We start from the raw sequence: 17,460 nt of genomic DNA on the forward strand, positions 1-17,460 counted from the left end.
ACGAATGAATCCGGCAAAACGTTTAGAAATATTTACGCGCTTTCGCGCCGCCAATCCGCATCCGACCACCGAACTGGAATACACGACCCCGTTCGAACTGCTGATCGCCGTGCTGCTGTCGGCGCAGTCGACCGACGTCGGCGTGAACAAGGCCACGCGCCGCCTGTACCCAATCGCAAACACGCCGCAGAAGATCCTCGATATCGGCGTCGACGAACTGAAGACCTATATCTCGACCATCGGCCTGTACAACAACAAGGCGAAGAACGTCATCGCGACGTGCCAGATCCTGGTGGAACAGTACGGCGGCGAGGTGCCGCGCGCGCGCGAAGCGCTCGAAGCCTTGCCGGGCGTGGGCCGCAAGACCGCGAACGTGGTCTTGAATACGGCCTTTGGCGAGCCGACCATGGCGGTCGACACCCACATCTTCCGCGTCTCCAACCGCACGAACATCGCGCCCGGCAAGAACGTCGACCAGGTCGAGATGAAGCTGCTCAAGTTCGTGCCCAGGGAATTCTTGCAGGACGCCCACCACTGGCTGATCCTGCATGGCCGCTACACCTGCGTGGCGCGGCGGCCGAAGTGCTGGAACTGCATCATCAATGACTTGTGCGAGTTCCGCGACAAGACGCCAACGCCGGATGGCTTGATCGCGCCGGCGCCGGTGCCGCCGGTCATACTGCAGGAAGTCTGACCCGGCGCGCCGGCGGCGCAAAATAGGCCGCTGCCGGCGCATCGTTGGCGGCATCCGGCACGCCAGTGTCGCCATCGAGCTTGAACACGCTCACTACCTGGTTCAGCGCCATGGTCTGCTCGCGCAGCGACTGGGCCGCAGCAGCCGCTTCCTCGACCAGCGCCGCGTTCTGCTGGGTCGCGCTGTCCATCTCGGTGACGGCATGATTGACTTGCTCGATACCGGCGCCCTGTTCCGAGCTTGCGGTACTGATCTCGCCGATGATGTCCATGACACGCTTCACGCTGGTGACGATATCGGTCATGGTGGTGCCGGCTTCATTGACAAGAACACTGCCCGCTTCCACGCGCTCCACGGATGCATTGATGAGCAGCTTGATCTCCTTTGCAGCCGTGGCTGAGCGCTGTGCCAGATTGCGCACTTCGGATGCGACGACGGCAAACCCGCGGCCCTGCTCGCCCGCACGGGCTGCTTCCACCGCAGCATTGAGTGCAAGGATATTGGTCTGGAAGGCGATACTGTCGATGACGCCAATGATGTCCACGATCTGTTTCGCAGACTCGCTGATCGATCCCATCGTGGTAACGGCGCGCTCCACCACCTTTCCACCTTTTTGGGCGACATCGCAGGCGCTGATGGCCAGCTGGTTGGCCTGGCGCGCATTGTCGGCATTCTGCTTCATGGTCGAGGTCAGCTCCTCCATCGACGACGCGGTTTCCTCGAGGGCACCGGCTTGTTGTTCCGTGCGCGACGACAGATCCATGTTGCCCCGGGCGATTTCGCCGGAGGCCAAGGCGATCGTCTCGGCACCGCTGCGCACTTTGGTGACGATCTGGGTCAGGCTGGTGTTCATCGCTTTCAGGGCGCCCAGCAGCTGACCCGTTTCATCGTTCGATTGGACATCGATCTGCGCACGCAAGTCGCCTGCGGCAACGGTCGTGGCCACTTTCACGGCGTGGTTGAGCGGACGAATGATCGAACGCGACAGCACGAAACCGGCGGCGATCGCCGCTGCCGAACCGATCAGCATCGCCAGCATGCTCAGCATGGTTGCGCGCTTGCTGCTCGCATCCGCGTTGGCGACGCTTTGCGTCGTGCTCGAGACAATCTGTTCACGTGCTTTCACGAGCAATTCCGACGGTGCACGGTCCTTGCCTTTGACCGCAACGTCGCCGGCGGCCGAATCGAAGGCGGCCGCCTCGAATGCGGCATAACCCTTGCGATAGTCCTGGCCCATTTGCGTATGGGCGCGATCGAATTGTTCGATCAGGTCGCGCTGGGCTCCCGCCGGCAGCGCCGCAATCAGCTCCTTCGACTGTCGTGCGACCTTGCCTTCGCTGTCCTGGAAAGCTTTCCAGTACTTGGCGCGTTGCGCATCGTCCTTGCCGCGCAATAGCGTGTTTTTCCATTCCTGGATCTGGGTCTTGAAGGTCGACAGCAGGGTTTCAACGCCCTGTGCCTGGCTGTAGCTGGCGACTGCGCCGTGGTAAGTCGTCATCGACCGATTCAGCTCATACATGCCTAAGAAGCCTGCGCAAGCCACCACGAGCGCGACGACGGCAAAGCAAAGGGGGAGTTTACGGCTCAGTTTCATGGTGAATCCTGGGGGGAAGGCGATGTGCTGGTAGCCGCGCTCGCTGCTGGCGGAACATGCCGGATGCAAGCTTGGCACGGGTTGCGGTCAGTCTACAGTGAGCTGTATCCTTACGGCAACGAAAAGACTGTCTTTACGAGAGCGTAACGGACAAGATGTCAGACTGTCACAACACAGTTGATGGAACAGCATCAGACTCCACCGGCAACAGCCCCACCAGCAGTTGCGGCCCGGCTGTGAACCGGGTCATGCGTGGCCTTCAGAGCAGAACAAGATTGTCGCGATGGACCAGTTCCGGCCCTTCGATGTAACCGAGGATGGCCTCGATCTCGCGCGAGGAGTGGCGCATGATGCGGCGCACCTCGCTGCTGGTGTAGCTCGTCAAACCGCGCGCTATCGCCAGGCCGGCTTCGCTGACGCAGGTGATCACCTGGCCGCGTCCGAATTCGCCTTTCACGGCAATCACGCCGATCGGCAGCAGGGATTTACCCTCTTGCGTCAGCTTCTGGACGGCGCCGGCGTCGAGCACGACTTCGCCCGCCGTGTGCAGGTGGTCGACCATCCACTGGCGCCGCGCGGTCAGGCGCGTTGTTGTCGCGTACAGTTCGCTTCCGATCGCCTCGCCCTGGGCCAGGCGCGTGAGCACGTCCGGCTCGCGGCCCCAGGCAATCACCGTGTGGGCACCGGAGCGGGCAGCACGGCGCGCGGCCAGCACCTTGGTCAGCATGCCGCCGCTGCCGATATTGCTGCCGGCGCCGCCTGCCATCGCCGCCAGGCTGGCGTCATCGGCCTGCGCGCGTTCGATCAGGCGTGCTTGCGGATCCTTGCGCGGATCGGCGGAGTAGAGGCCGCGCTGGTCGGTCAGGATGACCAGCGCATCGGCCTCGATCAGGTTCGCGACCAGCGCGCCGAGCGTGTCGTTGTCGCCGAACTTGATTTCGTCGGTGACGACGGTATCGTTCTCGTTGATGATCGGGACCACGCCCAGGCGCAGCAAGGTCGTGAGGGTAGCGCGCGCGTTCAGGTAGCGTTCGCGGTCGGCCAGGTCGGCATGGGTCAGCAGCACTTGCGCGGTCTTGACGCCATGCGCCTTGAAGCTCGTTTCGTAGATCTGGGCCAGTCCCATCTGGCCGACGGCGGCGCAGGCCTGCAACTCGTGGATGTCGTGCGGGCGGCTGGCAAAGCCCAGGCGCAGCATGCCTTCGGCGATGGCGCCGGAGCTGACCAACACGACTTCCTTGCCGAGCGCACGGAGGGCCGCAATTTGAGAAGCCCAGCGCGCGATGGCCGTGTGGTCGAGGCCGCGGCCTTCATTGGTGACGAGCGAGGAGCCGACCTTGACGATGATGCGGCCGGCGGCCTGGATGACGGAATTCATGGCGAGGTTCTCTTTTCCGACGGGCGCAAGGCCAGCAGGGCCAGGCCCACCAGCAACTCGATCCCGCACACGACGAACAAGGCCCCGCGCGGCAGGCCGATCGCGAAAGCGGCGACCAGGCGCCCGGCCGGCTGAGCGAGCAGGAATAATGCAACGAGATCGCCGAGGATGGGCTGGTCGCCCCGCCTTGCCGCCAGCATAGCCAGTCCCGCGGTGGCGAGACGGACTCCGACATAGATGGCGTAGAACTGGCTGTAGCCGTTCACGCCAACGAGAAACAGGCCCATTGCCGTGGCGACCCGGTCCGGGTCGAGCATGGCAACGAGCGCCGCCAGCGAACTGACGGTGGCCACCAGCTGCAGCAGCTTCACCCGCGCCATGGCGATCGTGAAGCCTTGCTCTTTAAGTCGCTTAGTCTTCAAGGATCTTGAAGCGAGGATCGTCCGGATCGATCGACGTGATGCCGCGTGCTTCTTCGGTCATCTGCACCGACTCATCCACGCGCAGGTCGGTAGCGCGCTTCGTTTCCAGGTGCATGTAGATCGCATTGATCAGTTCCTGGCAGCCTTCGCGGTTGAGCGCCGAGATTTCAAAGACTGGACCCTTCCAGGCCATCTTCTTGACGAAATCCTTGACGCGCTTCTTGCGCTCGTCTTCCGGCACCACGTCGAGCTTGTTCAGGACCAGCCAGCGCGGCTTGTTGAGCAACTCTTCGTCGTACTTTTCCAGTTCGCGGATCAGGGCTTTCGCTTCCTTGACCGGATCGATGGTGGCTTCCTCGAACGGCGCCATGTCGACGATGTGCAGCAGCAGGCCAGTACGCGCCAGGTGGCGCAGGAACTGGTGACCGAGTCCCGCGCCTTCGGCCGCGCCTTCGATCAGGCCCGGGATGTCGGCAATGACGAAGCTCTTCTCGTGCGACACGCGCACCACGCCCAGGTTCGGATGCAGGGTCGTAAACGGGTAGTCGGCGATCTTCGGCTTGGCGTTCGAGACGGCCGTAATGAAAGTCGACTTGCCGGCGTTCGGCATGCCCAGCAGGCCCACGTCGGCCAGCACCTTCAGTTCCAGGCGCAGCTCGCGACGTTCGCCTTCCTTGCCCTCGGTCTTTTGACGGGGAGCGCGGTTGGTCGAGGTCTTGAAGTGGATGTTGCCCCAGCCGCCCTCGCCGCCCTTGGCCAGCATTTCGGTCTGGCCATGTTCGGTCAGGTCGGCGATGATTTCGCCGTTGACGTTATCGATGATCAACGTGCCGACCGGCATGCGCAGATAGACATCGTCGGCGCCCTTGCCATAGCAATCCGAGCCGCGGCCAGGTTCGCCATGGCGGCCATGGTGGGTTTTCGAATAGCGAAAGTCGACCAGCGTGTTGATATTACGGTCTGCAACCGCCCAGATCGAGCCGCCCTTGCCGCCGTCGCCGCCGTCCGGACCGCCGAATGGGCGGAACTTCTCGCGCAGGAACGAGGCGCAACCGTTGCCGCCGTCGCCCGCAATGACTTCAATTCTTGCTTCGTCGATAAACTTCATAATGACCGCCAAAAAACTAAAAAGGCCCTACCGTGGGCAGAGCCTTTCGATGGAAGGCTTGCGCCTTACAAGGATGCGCCGCTCGAAGCGGCGCGTACGTCACTCAGTAACTGAGTTACGCTGCAATCGCTTCTTCTGCGACTGCCTCGTTTGCAACGACGGTCACGAATTGCTTCGAGCCCACGCCTTGCTTGACGAATTTCACAGTGCCGTCGACCAGCGCGAACAGGGTGTGATCTTTACCCATGCCGACGTTGGTGCCTGGACGCACTGGGGTACCGCGTTGACGGATGATGATGCCGCCGGCATTGACTGCCTGGCCGCCGTAGATCTTCACGCCAAGGCGCTTGCTTTCTGAGTCGCGGCCGTTACGGGTAGTGCCGCCGCCTTTTTTGTGTGCCATTTAAGTACTCCTTGATGACTTTGAAGAGAGGGGCAATTAGCCGTTGATCGAAACCACTTGGATCTCGGTGAAGTTCTGGCGGTGGCCCTGACGCTTCTGGTAGTGCTTACGACGGCGCATTTTGAAAATGCGGACCTTGTCGTGGCGACCATGGGAAACGACCTTCACCAGAACCGTTGCACCTTCGACCAGGGGAGCACCAAACTTGATGCTCTCGCCCGCGCCAACGGCGAGGACCTGATCGATGGTGAGTTCGGAACCAATGTCTGCCGGTATCTGTTCTACTTTAAGTTTTTCGCCAGCGACAACTTTATACTGCTTGCCACCGGTTTTTATGACCGCATACATGATTGAAAACCTCATCAATTGTTTAATAAAAATCCCTGCGGCGACGATTGCGTCGTGCTTCTCTGGTGCCGGGGAACAGGGAATTATACACGGTTCAAGCTGTTGCGTCAAAAGCCCGGATCGCCCCCGAGTTCGCGTGGCATCCCGGCAACGTCGCGCAAACTGCAGGGAGACCCGGGGCGCACGGCTGGCGCTTGGCGAAATGGCACGGCTCATGCTTGCATGTCGTATAATCGCCGCACTCTCGCACATCAACGCACGTCAACCGCACATCAACGTTACGCAGGTTCGCCTTGTCCGCCGCTACCCCTCACGCACAGAACACCATCACCCAAACGATCGCCACCGACATGGACGCGGTCAACACGGTGATCCGCCAGCGCCTGCACTCGGAAGTCAGTCTGGTCAACCAGATCGCCGAGTACATCATCAGCGCCGGCGGCAAGCGGATCCGCCCCGTGCTGGTGCTGTTGCTGGCCAATGCCCACGGTTACAAGGGCAGCGCGCACCACGAACTGGCGGCGGTCGTCGAATTCATCCACACCGCAACCCTGCTGCACGACGACGTCGTCGACGAATCCTCGATGCGGCGCGGCCGCCAGACGGCAAACGCGCTATTCGGCAATGCCGCCTCGGTGCTGGTGGGCGACTTCCTGTACTCGCGTTCGTTCCAGATGATGGTCAGCCTGGAAAACATGCGCGTCATGCAGATCCTGTCGGACGCAACCAACGTGATCGCCGAGGGCGAAGTGCTGCAGCTGCTGAACATGCACGATCCGGACGTCAGCCACGAGAGCTACCTGAAAGTGATTCGCTCGAAGACCGCCAAGTTGTTCGAAGCGGCGGCCGAACTCGGCGCCCTGGTGGCGGGCGCGAGCCAGGCACAGGTGGCCGCGGCCGGCGAATACGGCCGCTCCTTGGGTACGGCGTTCCAGTTGATTGATGACGTGCTCGATTACGCCGGCGATGCGACCGAGATCGGCAAGAACGTCGGCGACGACCTGCGCGAAGGAAAACCTACCCTGCCGCTGATCTATCTCATGGAACACGGCACTCCTGAACAGTGCGAGCTGGTGCGCACCTGCATCGAGCAAGGCGACGAGCAGCATTTCGATGCGGTGCTGGCCGCCGTCACGGCCAGCGGCGCCCTCGATTACACGCGCCGCGAAGCCGAAACGGCCGCCCGCCGCGCCGCCGAATCGATCGCCGACCTGCCCGACAGCGAGTACAAACAGAGCCTGTTACAGCTCTGCAGCTTCGCTGTTGACAGGAACCATTAAGCAAAATTATAGTAATACTTCCCGAGGCGATTGTTTCCGGTGCCTCGAACAGTCGGGGTGTAGCTTAGCCCGGTAGAGCGCTACGTTCGGGACGTAGAGGCCGGAGGTTCGAATCCTCTCACCCCGACCAGAGGTCCTCCTGTAGACAGCGGCTCATCAGCCGCTGTTTTTGTTTCCCCATCAGCCATACCTGCTCTCGCGCCCTACTACAGGCCCGAGCGCGCCCCTACGTCCGCTCTCCCCCTCATCCTGCTGTGCTGCAGCGCTCGCCAGGACACTCCTTCCCCTTCCAGTCCACAGGCCCGGCGTCGCGCCTCCGGCTTGTCCGCGGGAAATAATTGATGAAAAGAAAGTAACTTAGTTTTTTTTCGATAAGTAACAATTAAATTCGGCAATTAATTCCAGCAATCTATATAATATCAATATAGACACTATAGTTTCTTTTGAACAATTTTTCTAATCGCTTGCTTATTCATTTTCCTGTTCTCACACCGTAAAAATGCGCCCTCCGACTTCGACACCGACCCCTGCCTTGCGCGGCGCCGCACGCGCTGTGGCACGCCTGTTCCCTTCCCTTGCCCTGGTGTTCAGCACCGCGCTGGCGCAAGCCCAAGGGCCCAGCACGGCCTTTTTCTACGGTGCCCCGGTCCCCGTCGAACAGTTGTCGCGCTACAAACGGGTTGTCGTCGAAGCCGACAACCTCGGCTCTCCGGCACGTCTTGCCGCTTCGGGGGCGCTCGTCTTTGCTTACGTCAGCGTGGGTGAAGCCGAAGGTTGGCGTGCGTCGACCCGTGCCCTGGACGACAGCCTGTTTGACGGTGCCAACAGCGCGTGGGGCAGCCGGGTCGCCGACCTGACCCATCCCGGGTGGACCAGGTTCCTCCTTGAGACGCGTATGGCCGGCCTGTGGAAGCAGGGTTATCGTGCGTTCTTCCTCGATACCCTCGACAGCTATCAACTGACGGCAAAAGATCCGGCGGCACGCGTGCGCCAGCAGCGCGCACTGGTGGCCCTGATCGAGGCCATCCACCAGCGCTTTCCCGGTGTCCAGCTCCTGCTGAACCGAGGCTTTGAAGTGCTGCCCGACGTATCGAGCCTGGTGGTCGGTGTCGCCGCCGAGTCCTTGTTCCAGAGCTGGGATCCCAAGGCGGGCGCCTACACCGTGGTCGACGAACCGAGCCGGGAATGGCTGCTCGGGCGCTTGCGCGAGGTGCAGCAACGCTTCGCGCTCCCGGTGACCGTCATCGATTACGTCGCTAAAAAGGACAGCGCGCTGGCACGCGCCACGGCGCAGCGCATCACCGACGCCGGTTTCACGGCATGGGTCGCTACGCCGCAACTCGATACCATCGCTGAAACGAACCTGCCGTGACAGCGGACGCCATCCAGGCTGCGGCGCACAAGCGCCAATTGGCCACCCTGTTCACCGTCATGACCGGCGCCGCCGGTATCGGCGCGGTCATGGTCGGCCTGCAACCCGACGGAAAGCAGCTGGCCATGCTCGCCGAGCACGACCAGCACAACAGCCTGGCGACGGCCTATCTGCAACTGCTGTCGCGCGCCGCGCCGGAGGACCCGGCCCTGCGCATCCTGGCCAGCCGTACCCTGGCGCGCGCCGGGCGCTGGGACGACGCACGCAAGGCATTGGCTCCTTTATTGAACCAGCCAGGCGATACCGGCCTGCGCGCAGGCATCGAGCTGGTCGAGGTCAACTGGCTGCATCTGCAATCGCTGGCGCCTACCGACCCGCGTCATGCCGACACCAGCAAACAACTGGCCGCGGCGATCGACAGCCTGGCGTCGGCCAGGCTGGCGCCAGCCGCAGCGGCACGGCTTGCAACGATCTGCAGCGCCATGCCGGCGACGCGCTTTCGCGCCTGCCTCGCAGCGCCGGCCATCGCGCAGGCGTCCGGCGTGGAAACACGCGAACAGTCGGCACGCACCCTGCTGGCGAACGGCCAGGTACGCGAGGCTGCCCTCGTCTACCGCGATATCGCCACGACAGCTGGCCTGGACAAGGCGCTGGCACGCAAATACGTCATGCGCGCGCTCGACACCTTTGTCGCCGCGAATGACGGCGAGGGTGCGCTCGCATTTTCATCCACGGTATTGGCGCAGTACGGGAACGATGGCGCGTTTATCCGCCGCGTGACCGAGATTGCGTTGGGACAGCGCGACCTGGTGCTGGTCAGGGATCTCGGGCGAACCTGGCTGGCGCAGGCGCCACACGATCCTGAACGGATCGACAAACTGCTGGCTGCGGAACTGGCGACGGGAGAACTGGAGCCGGCGCTCCTGCTCGCACGGCGGCTGGTGGAAGCGGCGCCGAGCGTTCGGAACCGGACGCGCCTGGCGCGTGTGGCGGAGTGGAACGCGCAGCCCGCGCAAGCCCTGGTCCAATGGCGCCAGCTGGCCCGGACCGGCAATCGGGCAGCGGTCAGGCACGCGCTGGCGCTGGCGAGCCAGTTGGGCGACGACAAGACATGGTTCGACGTCGCCCGCGTGGCCACGCGCACAACGCCCCTGACACCGGACCAGCAACGCGTCCTGCTGGCACTGGGCTCACGCCATGCGGCGCCGGCATCATACGCGCAATTCCTGGCTTCCTATGTCGAACGCCATGCGGCCTCGCCCGAGCTCAGGCTGGCACTGTCGGCGGCGCAGCAGGCGGCGGGCCAGCCGGCGGCGGCGCTGGCCACACTCGACCGGATGGCGCCCGGCGCCATCGAACCGGCCGACCTCGCGCTGCGCCAGGCAAGCCTGCTCGACGCCATGGGCAGACACGGCCCGGCGCTGGAAAAACTGCTTCCATGGCGTAAGCAGACCGATGCGTCCAACGCGCCATACTGGTTATTGATGGGTCATCTGTCGGACCGCAGCGGGCACGCCGGACCCGCCCTGCATGCCTACCAGCAGGCGTGGCGGAGCGACAATCTCGCCACCCCGGCCATCGCACCAACCGCCGAATGGCTCATCGCGCGACACACTGCCGACCGCAATTTCGCCGGCGCCGCGCAAGCCGGCCGCGAAGCCCATGCGCGCACGAAGGACGCACGCTGGCTGCTGCTGGCGATCGAGGCCGCCGAGCAGGGCGACTTGCGCTCCGACCTGCACGCGCTGCTGGCCGGGAGCGGGCCGGCCAGCGCCGCGCTGGAGGGGGAGCCGGCATACTGGCTGGCGAAGACGCGGCTGGCCGCAGGCGAGCAAGACGCCGCCGCGGTCACGCGCGCACTCGGAAAAGCGCTGGCGCTCGACACCGGTGACGCCGACAGCCGTTTGCGCCTGGTCTGGGCCAGCATCAACAGCGACGACAAGGGAATGCTGGCGCGCCTGTTGCAGCGCTGGAAAGGCGAAGCTGCCGGTGATCCGGCGTATTGGCAGGCCTTTGCGGCCGCCAATATCTCGCTCGGACGCTCCGAAGCCGCCCTGGACTGGCTCGAGCGCCATCTGGCGCGCAGGCCGGATGACCTGGGCGCTTCTTTCGCCTATGCCGAGGCCTTGACGAACGCAGGCCTTCCGATCCGGGCGAAGGAACAGCGCCGCAGGCTGCGCACCGTGCTGCAGCCCCATTTCGACGGCACCACCCCGGCGCCGCAGGGCATCGAGCAATTCGGCATCGCCTACGCCGGGCTGGTCAGGCAATTCGATGGCGCAGGCGCCGCGCAAACCGTACTGACCCGGCTGCGACTGCGCGGCCATCCCGACAGCGAACTGGCCGAACCGGTGGTGACGGCATTGCTCGATCAGTCGAAATTCGACGAGGCGCGGCGCTGGCTCGACCAGCCGCGCGCTGGAAGCCAGGGTGCACCGGCATGGCAACGCCTTGCGGTCGCACTGGGACGCAAAGACGACGACGCCCTCGCCGCCTTGCTGGCCGAGCCCACAGCCGCGCTCAGTCCCGGCGACCGGATCGCAGGTTTGCAGCATCTTGGCCGCTATCCGGAAGCGCTCGCGATCGCCGAATCGAGCATCGCATTGCCCGAATTCGGGCAAAACCAGGCACTCCAGTCGATGGCCAGACAATTGCGCCATCGGCTCGAGTCGCGCCTGTCGCTTGAAACCGAACGCGAGCAGCTCGATACGCTGAGCATGAGGCGTGCAATGGCCAGCTTGAGCGTGCCGCTCGGCCGCGGGCGCACCACGCTCACCGCGAGCAAGACACTCCTTCGCCCATCCACACACGGCGCCCTGGCCGGCCCGGCGCTTGGCGAGACCGACATGGCCGCGACAGTCGACCTGCAGGCCGGCCAGGCCACGGCCCATGTGACTGTCGGCGCCAACGCGCGTGCCGGCAGCGTCGTCGCTTACACCCGCATGAACGCGGCCATCCCGCTGCGCCAGGGCGTCACTGTCGGATTCGACACCGGGCTCAATGCAATGAGCACGGCCAGTGCGGCGCTGCGCCTGCGCGGCAAGCAGGACTGGGCCGGCGCCAACCTGACCCTCGCCCGGCAGGGCGGTGCCTACCTGCGTGCCGATGCGGCAGTGCAGCGCTACCGCACCCGCGCCGGCGAAGCGGTTGCCTCCGGCACGCGCCTTGGGACTGAAGTGGGCGCACCGGTGCTGCCTGCCCATCCCGAATGGACCGTGCGGATGGCTGGCCGCCTCGAGCGCAACCGCCCGGCAGCGACCGCGTCGCCCGAACCCTTGCACGGCATCAGCCTGCCCGAGCGGGCCGGCTGGGCTGGCGTCGGCAGCAGCCTCCGGTTCGGCGCTCCGGACGACGACTTCGGCGAACCGTATGGCCTCGTCGATGCCGAAGTCGGCCGCCAATGGCCTGATGGACGGGCCACGCATGCCGTGCGCGCAGAAGTGACGCTGCCGCTGACCCGCAATGCAAGGCTGCGTTTTGCCCTGCTCCATGCAAATTCGCACGGCGCACTTGCCTCTCCCACGACGCGCCGCGCAGGCGTCGTCTTCCAACGTTCGTTCTAGGGTGCCTTCGTGACCACACCATTCATTTCCCCGCCGGATGCCGATGCGAGCGTGTCCGCCGGCCAGGCCGCGACCCCGGCGGCGCTGCGCATCGAACTGATGGCGATGGCGCTGCTGGTACCGGCGCTGGTGGTGACGTTCGCCGAACCGTCGCTGGTGCGCGAACTGCTGCCCGCCCTCACGCTCATTCCGGTGCTGTTCGGCGTACGCTATGGCTTCCTGATGGGCTTGTGCAGCGCGCTGCTCGTCAGCGCCTCCATGCTTGGCATGCACCTGACCGTTCCGCCGCTGGCGGTCTTTTCAAAGGTCCACATGGCCGTCGTGCTGCTGGCGGGCTGCCTGGCAGGCCACTTCCGCGACCAATGGTCGCGCGCCTTGCGTGATGCCGCAGTCGAGGGGCAGCGCCACCAGGCCCGCCTGGCGCGCTTCACCAGCAGCTATCACCTGCTGCAGGCCTCGCACGCGCAGCTCGAACACCAGCTGGCGGACTCCCCGCCCAGCCTGCGCGCCGCCTTGCAAGAGCTGAAAATGCATTTCCCGGGCACGGGTGCGGCAAGCGAAGCGACGCTCGCCGGCATGGCGCCGCGCGTGCTGGCCCTGCTCGCACAGTGTGGCAAGGTGCACGGCGCCGCATTGCACCTGGCCGACGCCGGCGGCGCCATCGAGACGACCGCGGCGGCCGTGATCGGCACCCCGGCGCCGCTCTCGCCGCACGACCCGCTGCTGCGCAGCGCGATCGAGAACGGCGCGACCGCCAGCGTCGATGCCGCGCACTCCCAGGCAGGGCGCCTGGTCGCCGTGGTGCCGCTGATCGACTCGGCGGGCCACCTGCACGCTGTCGTCGCCATCCACCAGATGGCGTTTTTCGCATTCCACTGGCGCACCTTCGACCTGCTCGGCATTGTCGCGCGCCAGATCGGCGACCTGATTTCCGAACGGCTTGCAGTCCATGCGAATGGCGCCAGCGCACAGACCAGGCAGGCCTGCATCGAACGCGGCCTGAACCACGCGCGCCAGGAACGCATGCAGCTGGCCATCGTCGTGTTGAAGGTAAACGGCAGCGAACCATCGGGCAGCGCTGCGCTCGTCGCACGCTGCCTGGCGGTCAACAGGAGCATCGACCAGGCCTGGCAGGAGACCGATGCCTCAGGCGCGCCGGTCGTGGTGAAATTGTTGCCAGTGCCTGACGAGCAGGGTGCACATGTCGTGACGGCACGCCTGCAGCGCCAGCTGCAGGAAGACGCGCGCAGTGCGGACGCGGGCGACATCGAACAACTGGCCCTGTTCCTGGCGCCTGCGCATCAATCGGCGCGCGAACTATTGCAGCGCATTCATGACGTGGTCAAGCATCCGGTCGCGTTCAGCGCCAGGCGCAGCATCCGTGCCCATGGCGTCCTCGCGGTGGTCCGGTGAGGCCGGCCTGGTTCCTGTTCGCACTGGCGGCGGCGGCCGAAGCCGCCGGCCTGCTCTTGCTCGACGCCGGCCGCGCGGCGCCGCCGCGCCTGCTGGCCTGGGCCGCGCTCCACATCGCCGCCGCCGCGGCAGGCGCGGCACTGCTGGCAGGCGCGCTGCCGGCCCGCTTGCGGCACGCGCGCGGCCACGCTGTCGTGCTGGCATTCCTTTTCAGCGTTTGCATACCGTTCTTCGGCATGCTCGGCGTGGCGCTCGTGCTGCTGACCCTGGCGCGCCAGCCCTGCCCTGGCGCGGCCGTCGGCATCGACCTGTACCGGCCGAGCGACGAGCCGCGCGGATGCAACCTGGCCGGCGAGCCGGGGCGTCGGTTCGCCGGCGCAGGCGGGCTGATCAATGTGGTCAAGCATGGCAGCGACCGCCATGACCGTTTGTGCGCGCTGATCGCGACGCAGTCGCTCGATGACCGCTGCGCCGCGCCGGTGCTGCAGGTCGGCGTGCGCGATGGCGACGACGATGTCCGCCTGCTCGCCTATTCATTACTCATGAAAAAACAGAAGGTCCTGGAAAACCGCTTGACGCATGGCCAACGCGCGCTCGACAGCGCCGCCGCGCCGCAGCGTTTCCCCTTGCACCTGGCAATGGCCCACCATTTCTGGGACATGCAGCAACTCACGCCGGACAGCGCAGCGGCCACGCTGTGGGTGGAACAGGCGTCCCGGCATGTCGACGCCGGACTGGAAATCCAACCGGCCAACGCCGACCTGTTGATGCTAAGCGGAATGATGGCCTTGCGGGCAGGCCAGTCCGACCGCGCAGACGACGCTTTCGAGGCCGCTGCGGAAGCCGGGATCGCCGCTACCACCCTGGCGCCCTATCGCGCCGAGAGCGAGTTCTACCGGCGCGGGAGTCCGATCCCATCCCACCTTACAAGTTTTCCGGAGATGTCAAGCCATGCAGCAGCCTGATCCAATAGTAGACGTGACCTTCCTGCTCGAGGGCACCTATCCGTTCGTGCGCGGCGGTGTCTCGAGCTGGGTGCATGAGCTGATCACGGCGATGCCCGAGCTGAGCTTTTCGCTGGTCTATCTGGGTGCCACACCGCGCGAGCTGACCACCATGCGCTACGAACTGCCGCCCAATGTCCGGCAACTGCACTACTTCGACCTGATGACGGGCGACGCGCCGGCCCCGCCGAACAAGGGGATCAAGGGCGATCCGGCCTATTTCGCCGCCAACGTGCAGCTGCACGACTGGTTCCGCGCGCCCAGCCAGGCGCCGGCACCGGCCGTCTTCGACACGGCGGTCCTGCAACCGGGTCGCAGCGATGCCACTTGTGCGGCGGAATTCTTTCACAGCGAGGCGGCATGGGGCCAGATTCTCGAAAGCTATGAGCGCAGCTGTCCGCATGCATCGCTGCTGGACTATTTCTGGTCAGTGCGCAATACCCACGAACCACTGATGAAGCTGGTCCGTATTGCCCGTGCGATTCCCGCTTCGCGCCTGGTGCATGCGGTCAGCACCGGGTATGCAGGTTTTCTTGGTGCCATGTTGCAACGCCTCACCGCTTGCCCGATGGTCCTGACCGAGCACGGCATGTACACCAAGGAGCGCCAGATCGAATTGCAATCGCTGTTCCTAGGCAATCGCACCGGCAAGCAACAGGTCGCTTCCGCCAGCGGCATGGAACATCACGAACTGCTGTGGATCCGCATGTTCGAGGGACTGGGCAGGCTCGCCTACAGTGCCGCCGATCCGATCATTTCGCTGTATCCGCAAAACCAGACGCGCCAGATCGGCGGCGGCGCGTTACCGGAACGTACCCGCGTCATTCCGAACGGCGTCGACGTGGCCCGCTATGCCCCCTTGCGTCTCCAGCGTCCGGAGCGCGCGCCGCATGTGCTGGGTCTGTTGGGCCGGGTGGTGCCGATCAAGGACATCAAGACCTTCATCCGGACCATCCAGGTGCTGCGCGCCGATCTCGCCGATGTACAGGGCTGGATCATCGGCCCGCAGGACGAGGACGCCGCCTACGTCGACGAGTGCATGGAGCTGGTGCGGATGCTGCAGCTCGAAGACCATGTCAAGTTCCTCGGCTTCCAGCGGATCGACGCCATCATGCCGCAGCTCGGACTGGTGGTCCTGACCTCGATCAGCGAAGCCTTCCCGCTGGTGATCGGGGAAAGTTATGCGAGCGGTGTTCCGGTCCTGACCACGGACGTCGGCGCCTGCCGCTCGCTGGTCGAGGGCACCGACGACGAGGATCGCGCCCTCGGCTGCGGCGGCGCCGTGGTGCCGATCGTCGATCCGGAAGCCATGGCGGCCGCCGCCCTGGCATTGCTGACCGACCCGGACCGGTGGCTGGCGGCGCAGCAGGCCGGCATCGCCAGGGTCGAGCGCTACTACCGGCAAGATAATGTCGTGAACGCGTACCGGCAGATCTACGCTGCCGCGAAGGCGGCCTGATGGCAGGCATCGGCATTCAATTGCAGCGCATGCTGCGCAAGAACACGCTCGCCGGCGCCGCCCAGGCGTATACCGTGGCCGGCCTGGTCGGTAGCGGGCCCTGGCTGATGTCGATCGTGGCGATCCTGGCCATCAGCGTCATTGCCGCCCTCGACGGGCGTGATGGGGCCGCCGTCGAACAGTTCCAGGTGTCCGTCAGCTACCTGATGGCGGGATCGCTGATCCTGACCAGTCCGCTGCAACTGCTGTTCACCAGGTATGCCGCCGACCGCATGTTCGAGCGGCGCGATGGCGTCATCCTGCCCAACCTGATGGGGGCGCTGTGCCTGACCCTGAGCATCAGCACGCTCGGTGGCGGCATCGTCCTGCTGCTCTGGTTCGATGAACCCTGGCCCTACCAGTTGTGCATGCTGGCCAACTTCGTTGTCCTGTCCTGCATCTGGATCGTGCAGATCTTCGCATCGGCCATCAGGGCATTCCGTCCGCTGCTCGCGGCCTTCGCGCTTGGCTACCTGATCACCGCGTGGGCTGCGCTGGCATTCCAATCGTTCGGACTGGTCGGCCTGCTGGCGGGCTTTTTCGTGGGGCAGGCGGTGCTGCTGTTTGCATTGCTCGCAATGGTCGTCCGCGAATTCCCGGCAAGCGCGCTGATGGCCTTCGCTTTCCTGCGCCGCGATCAGGTATTTCCCCGCCTCGCCCTGATCGGCCTGCTCTACAACGCCGCCGTATGGTGCGATAAATTCGTGTTCTGGCGCGACCCGCTCACCGGTACCGCGATCGTCGGTCCCTTGCGCGCATCGGTCGTGTATGACTTGCCGATTTTTCTGGCCTACCTTTCCCTCGTCCCGGGGATGGCGGTGCTGGTGGTGCGTCTGGAAGTCGAGCTGGCGCAAAAATGCGAGGCCTTCTATCGCACGATCACTTCCGGCGGCAACCACCAGGCCGTCAAGCTCGCACATGGGCAGCTCGTTGCCGCGGTGCGGCACGGCTTGAGCGATATCGTCAAGATCCAGATTGTGACGACGGCGATCGTGATGCTCTTCGCCGGAGAAATCCTGTCGCTGTTCGGCATTTCGCCCCTGTACCAGCCCTTGTTCGCCATCGACCTGGTCGCCGTTGCGCTACAGCTCGCATTTCTGGCCATGCTGAGCATCCTGTTCTATCTCGACCGCCAGGCGATCGCCCTGAAACTGTGCGCGATGCTGCTGGTCTCGAATGCCGCTTTCTCCTGGCTCAGCGTGCAGCTCGGTCCGCAGTTCTTCGGTTACGGCTTCGCGCTCGCGGTATTGCTCACGTGCGCAAGCGCGGCGCTGTACCTGTCGCACACGCTCGATCACCTCATTTTTGAAACATTCATGCTGCAACCCTCCGCACGCGCTTCCAGCCAGGCTGCACCTTGTCCTCCCGCTTCATCTACCTAAA

General features: G+C 64.7%; 14 protein-coding genes and 1 tRNA gene. 9 read left to right on the forward strand and 6 right to left on the reverse strand.

Features of this window, described 5'->3' with window-relative positions:
- The first annotated feature begins 4 nt into the window (after window positions 1-4).
- Window positions 5-694, forward strand: coding sequence for an endonuclease III (gene nth, locus ACHAC9_RS08630; protein WP_435759118.1), 690 nt, complete (start codon window positions 5-7; stop codon window positions 692-694).
- On the opposite strand, the gene ACHAC9_RS08635 is transcribed toward nth, so the two are convergent.
- The 6 genes from ACHAC9_RS08635 to rplU form a co-directional block, all read right to left on the reverse strand.
- Window positions 675-2,288: a methyl-accepting chemotaxis protein gene (locus ACHAC9_RS08635; RefSeq protein WP_435759120.1), complete on the reverse strand. Its 1,614-nt coding sequence runs from the start codon at window positions 2,286-2,288 to the stop codon at window positions 675-677. The genes nth and ACHAC9_RS08635 overlap by 20 nt on opposite strands.
- 259 nt (window positions 2,289-2,547) lie before the next feature.
- Window positions 2,548-3,666: a glutamate 5-kinase gene (gene proB, locus ACHAC9_RS08640; RefSeq protein WP_435759122.1), complete on the reverse strand. Its 1,119-nt coding sequence runs from the start codon at window positions 3,664-3,666 to the stop codon at window positions 2,548-2,550.
- Window positions 3,663-4,088, reverse strand: coding sequence for a hypothetical protein (locus tag ACHAC9_RS08645; RefSeq protein ID WP_435759124.1), 426 nt, complete (start codon window positions 4,086-4,088; stop codon window positions 3,663-3,665). The genes proB and ACHAC9_RS08645 overlap by 4 nt, the downstream gene beginning before the upstream one ends.
- On the reverse strand, window positions 4,078-5,196 hold the full coding sequence (gene obgE / locus ACHAC9_RS08650; protein WP_435759126.1) for a GTPase ObgE: 1,119 nt from the start codon (window positions 5,194-5,196) through the stop codon (window positions 4,078-4,080). The genes ACHAC9_RS08645 and obgE overlap by 11 nt, the downstream gene beginning before the upstream one ends.
- Before the next feature lie 115 nt (window positions 5,197-5,311).
- Window positions 5,312-5,599: a 50S ribosomal protein L27 gene (gene rpmA, locus ACHAC9_RS08655; RefSeq protein ID WP_435759128.1), complete on the reverse strand. Its 288-nt coding sequence runs from the start codon at window positions 5,597-5,599 to the stop codon at window positions 5,312-5,314.
- Between the two features lie 36 nt (window positions 5,600-5,635).
- Complete coding sequence (gene rplU / locus ACHAC9_RS08660; protein ID WP_082493710.1) at window positions 5,636-5,947, reverse strand: 50S ribosomal protein L21; 312 nt, start codon at window positions 5,945-5,947, stop codon at window positions 5,636-5,638.
- 293 nt (window positions 5,948-6,240) lie between these two features.
- Here rplU and ispB point away from each other — a divergent pair, with 293 nt between their 5' ends.
- From ispB to pelG, 8 genes are all read left to right on the forward strand, one after another.
- Window positions 6,241-7,227: an octaprenyl diphosphate synthase gene (ispB, locus tag ACHAC9_RS08665; protein ID WP_435759130.1), complete on the forward strand. Its 987-nt coding sequence runs from the start codon at window positions 6,241-6,243 to the stop codon at window positions 7,225-7,227.
- A 53-nt stretch (window positions 7,228-7,280) separates the two neighbouring features.
- Window positions 7,281-7,357: transfer RNA gene (locus tag ACHAC9_RS08670), tRNA-Pro, on the forward strand.
- Between the two features lie 369 nt (window positions 7,358-7,726).
- Window positions 7,727-8,599, forward strand: a complete 873-nt coding sequence (locus ACHAC9_RS08675; protein ID WP_435759133.1) for an endo alpha-1,4 polygalactosaminidase — start codon at window positions 7,727-7,729, stop codon at window positions 8,597-8,599.
- The gene (locus ACHAC9_RS08680; protein WP_435759135.1) at window positions 8,596-12,162 is read left to right on the forward strand and encodes a tetratricopeptide repeat protein; all 3,567 of its coding nucleotides are present in this window, start codon (window positions 8,596-8,598) and stop codon (window positions 12,160-12,162) included. The genes ACHAC9_RS08675 and ACHAC9_RS08680 overlap by 4 nt, the downstream gene beginning before the upstream one ends.
- A 9-nt stretch (window positions 12,163-12,171) precedes the next feature.
- Window positions 12,172-13,575 (forward strand): PelD GGDEF domain-containing protein, encoded by a 1,404-nt coding sequence (locus tag ACHAC9_RS08685; protein ID WP_435759137.1) that lies wholly within the window; start codon window positions 12,172-12,174, stop codon window positions 13,573-13,575.
- Complete coding sequence (locus ACHAC9_RS08690) at window positions 13,572-14,540, forward strand: hypothetical protein (protein ID WP_435759139.1); 969 nt, start codon at window positions 13,572-13,574, stop codon at window positions 14,538-14,540. Before ACHAC9_RS08685 ends, ACHAC9_RS08690 begins: the two co-directional genes overlap by 4 nt.
- Window positions 14,527-16,038, forward strand: a complete 1,512-nt coding sequence (gene pelF, locus ACHAC9_RS08695; RefSeq protein WP_435759141.1) for a GT4 family glycosyltransferase PelF — start codon at window positions 14,527-14,529, stop codon at window positions 16,036-16,038. Before ACHAC9_RS08690 ends, pelF begins: the two co-directional genes overlap by 14 nt.
- The gene (gene pelG, locus ACHAC9_RS08700; RefSeq protein WP_435759143.1) at window positions 16,038-17,459 is read left to right on the forward strand and encodes an exopolysaccharide Pel transporter PelG; all 1,422 of its coding nucleotides are present in this window, start codon (window positions 16,038-16,040) and stop codon (window positions 17,457-17,459) included. The genes pelF and pelG overlap by 1 nt, the downstream gene beginning before the upstream one ends.
- Window position 17,460: the final 1 nt, after the last annotated feature.

This window comes from Massilia sp. CMS3.1, assembly GCF_051262535.1.
In the GTDB taxonomy this organism is placed as follows: Bacteria; Pseudomonadota; Gammaproteobacteria; order Burkholderiales; family Burkholderiaceae_D; genus Telluria.

Coding starts and splice junctions, on each gene's coding strand:
- proB (WP_435759122.1), bottom strand. CDS start 3,666: ATGAATTCCGTCATCCAGGCCGCCGGCCGCATCATCGTCAAGGTCGGC.
- ACHAC9_RS08635 (WP_435759120.1), bottom strand. CDS start 2,288: ATGAAACTGAGCCGTAAACTCCCCCTTTGCTTTGCCGTCGTCGCGCTC.
- obgE (WP_435759126.1), bottom strand. CDS start 5,196: ATGAAGTTTATCGACGAAGCAAGAATTGAAGTCATTGCGGGCGACGGC.
- pelF (WP_435759141.1), top strand. CDS start 14,527: ATGCAGCAGCCTGATCCAATAGTAGACGTGACCTTCCTGCTCGAGGGC.
- rplU (WP_082493710.1), bottom strand. CDS start 5,947: ATGTATGCGGTCATAAAAACCGGTGGCAAGCAGTATAAAGTTGTCGCT.
- pelG (WP_435759143.1), top strand. CDS start 16,038: ATGGCAGGCATCGGCATTCAATTGCAGCGCATGCTGCGCAAGAACACG.
- nth (WP_435759118.1), top strand. CDS start 5: ATGAATCCGGCAAAACGTTTAGAAATATTTACGCGCTTTCGCGCCGCC.
- ACHAC9_RS08675 (WP_435759133.1), top strand. CDS start 7,727: ATGCGCCCTCCGACTTCGACACCGACCCCTGCCTTGCGCGGCGCCGCA.
- rpmA (WP_435759128.1), bottom strand. CDS start 5,599: ATGGCACACAAAAAAGGCGGCGGCACTACCCGTAACGGCCGCGACTCA.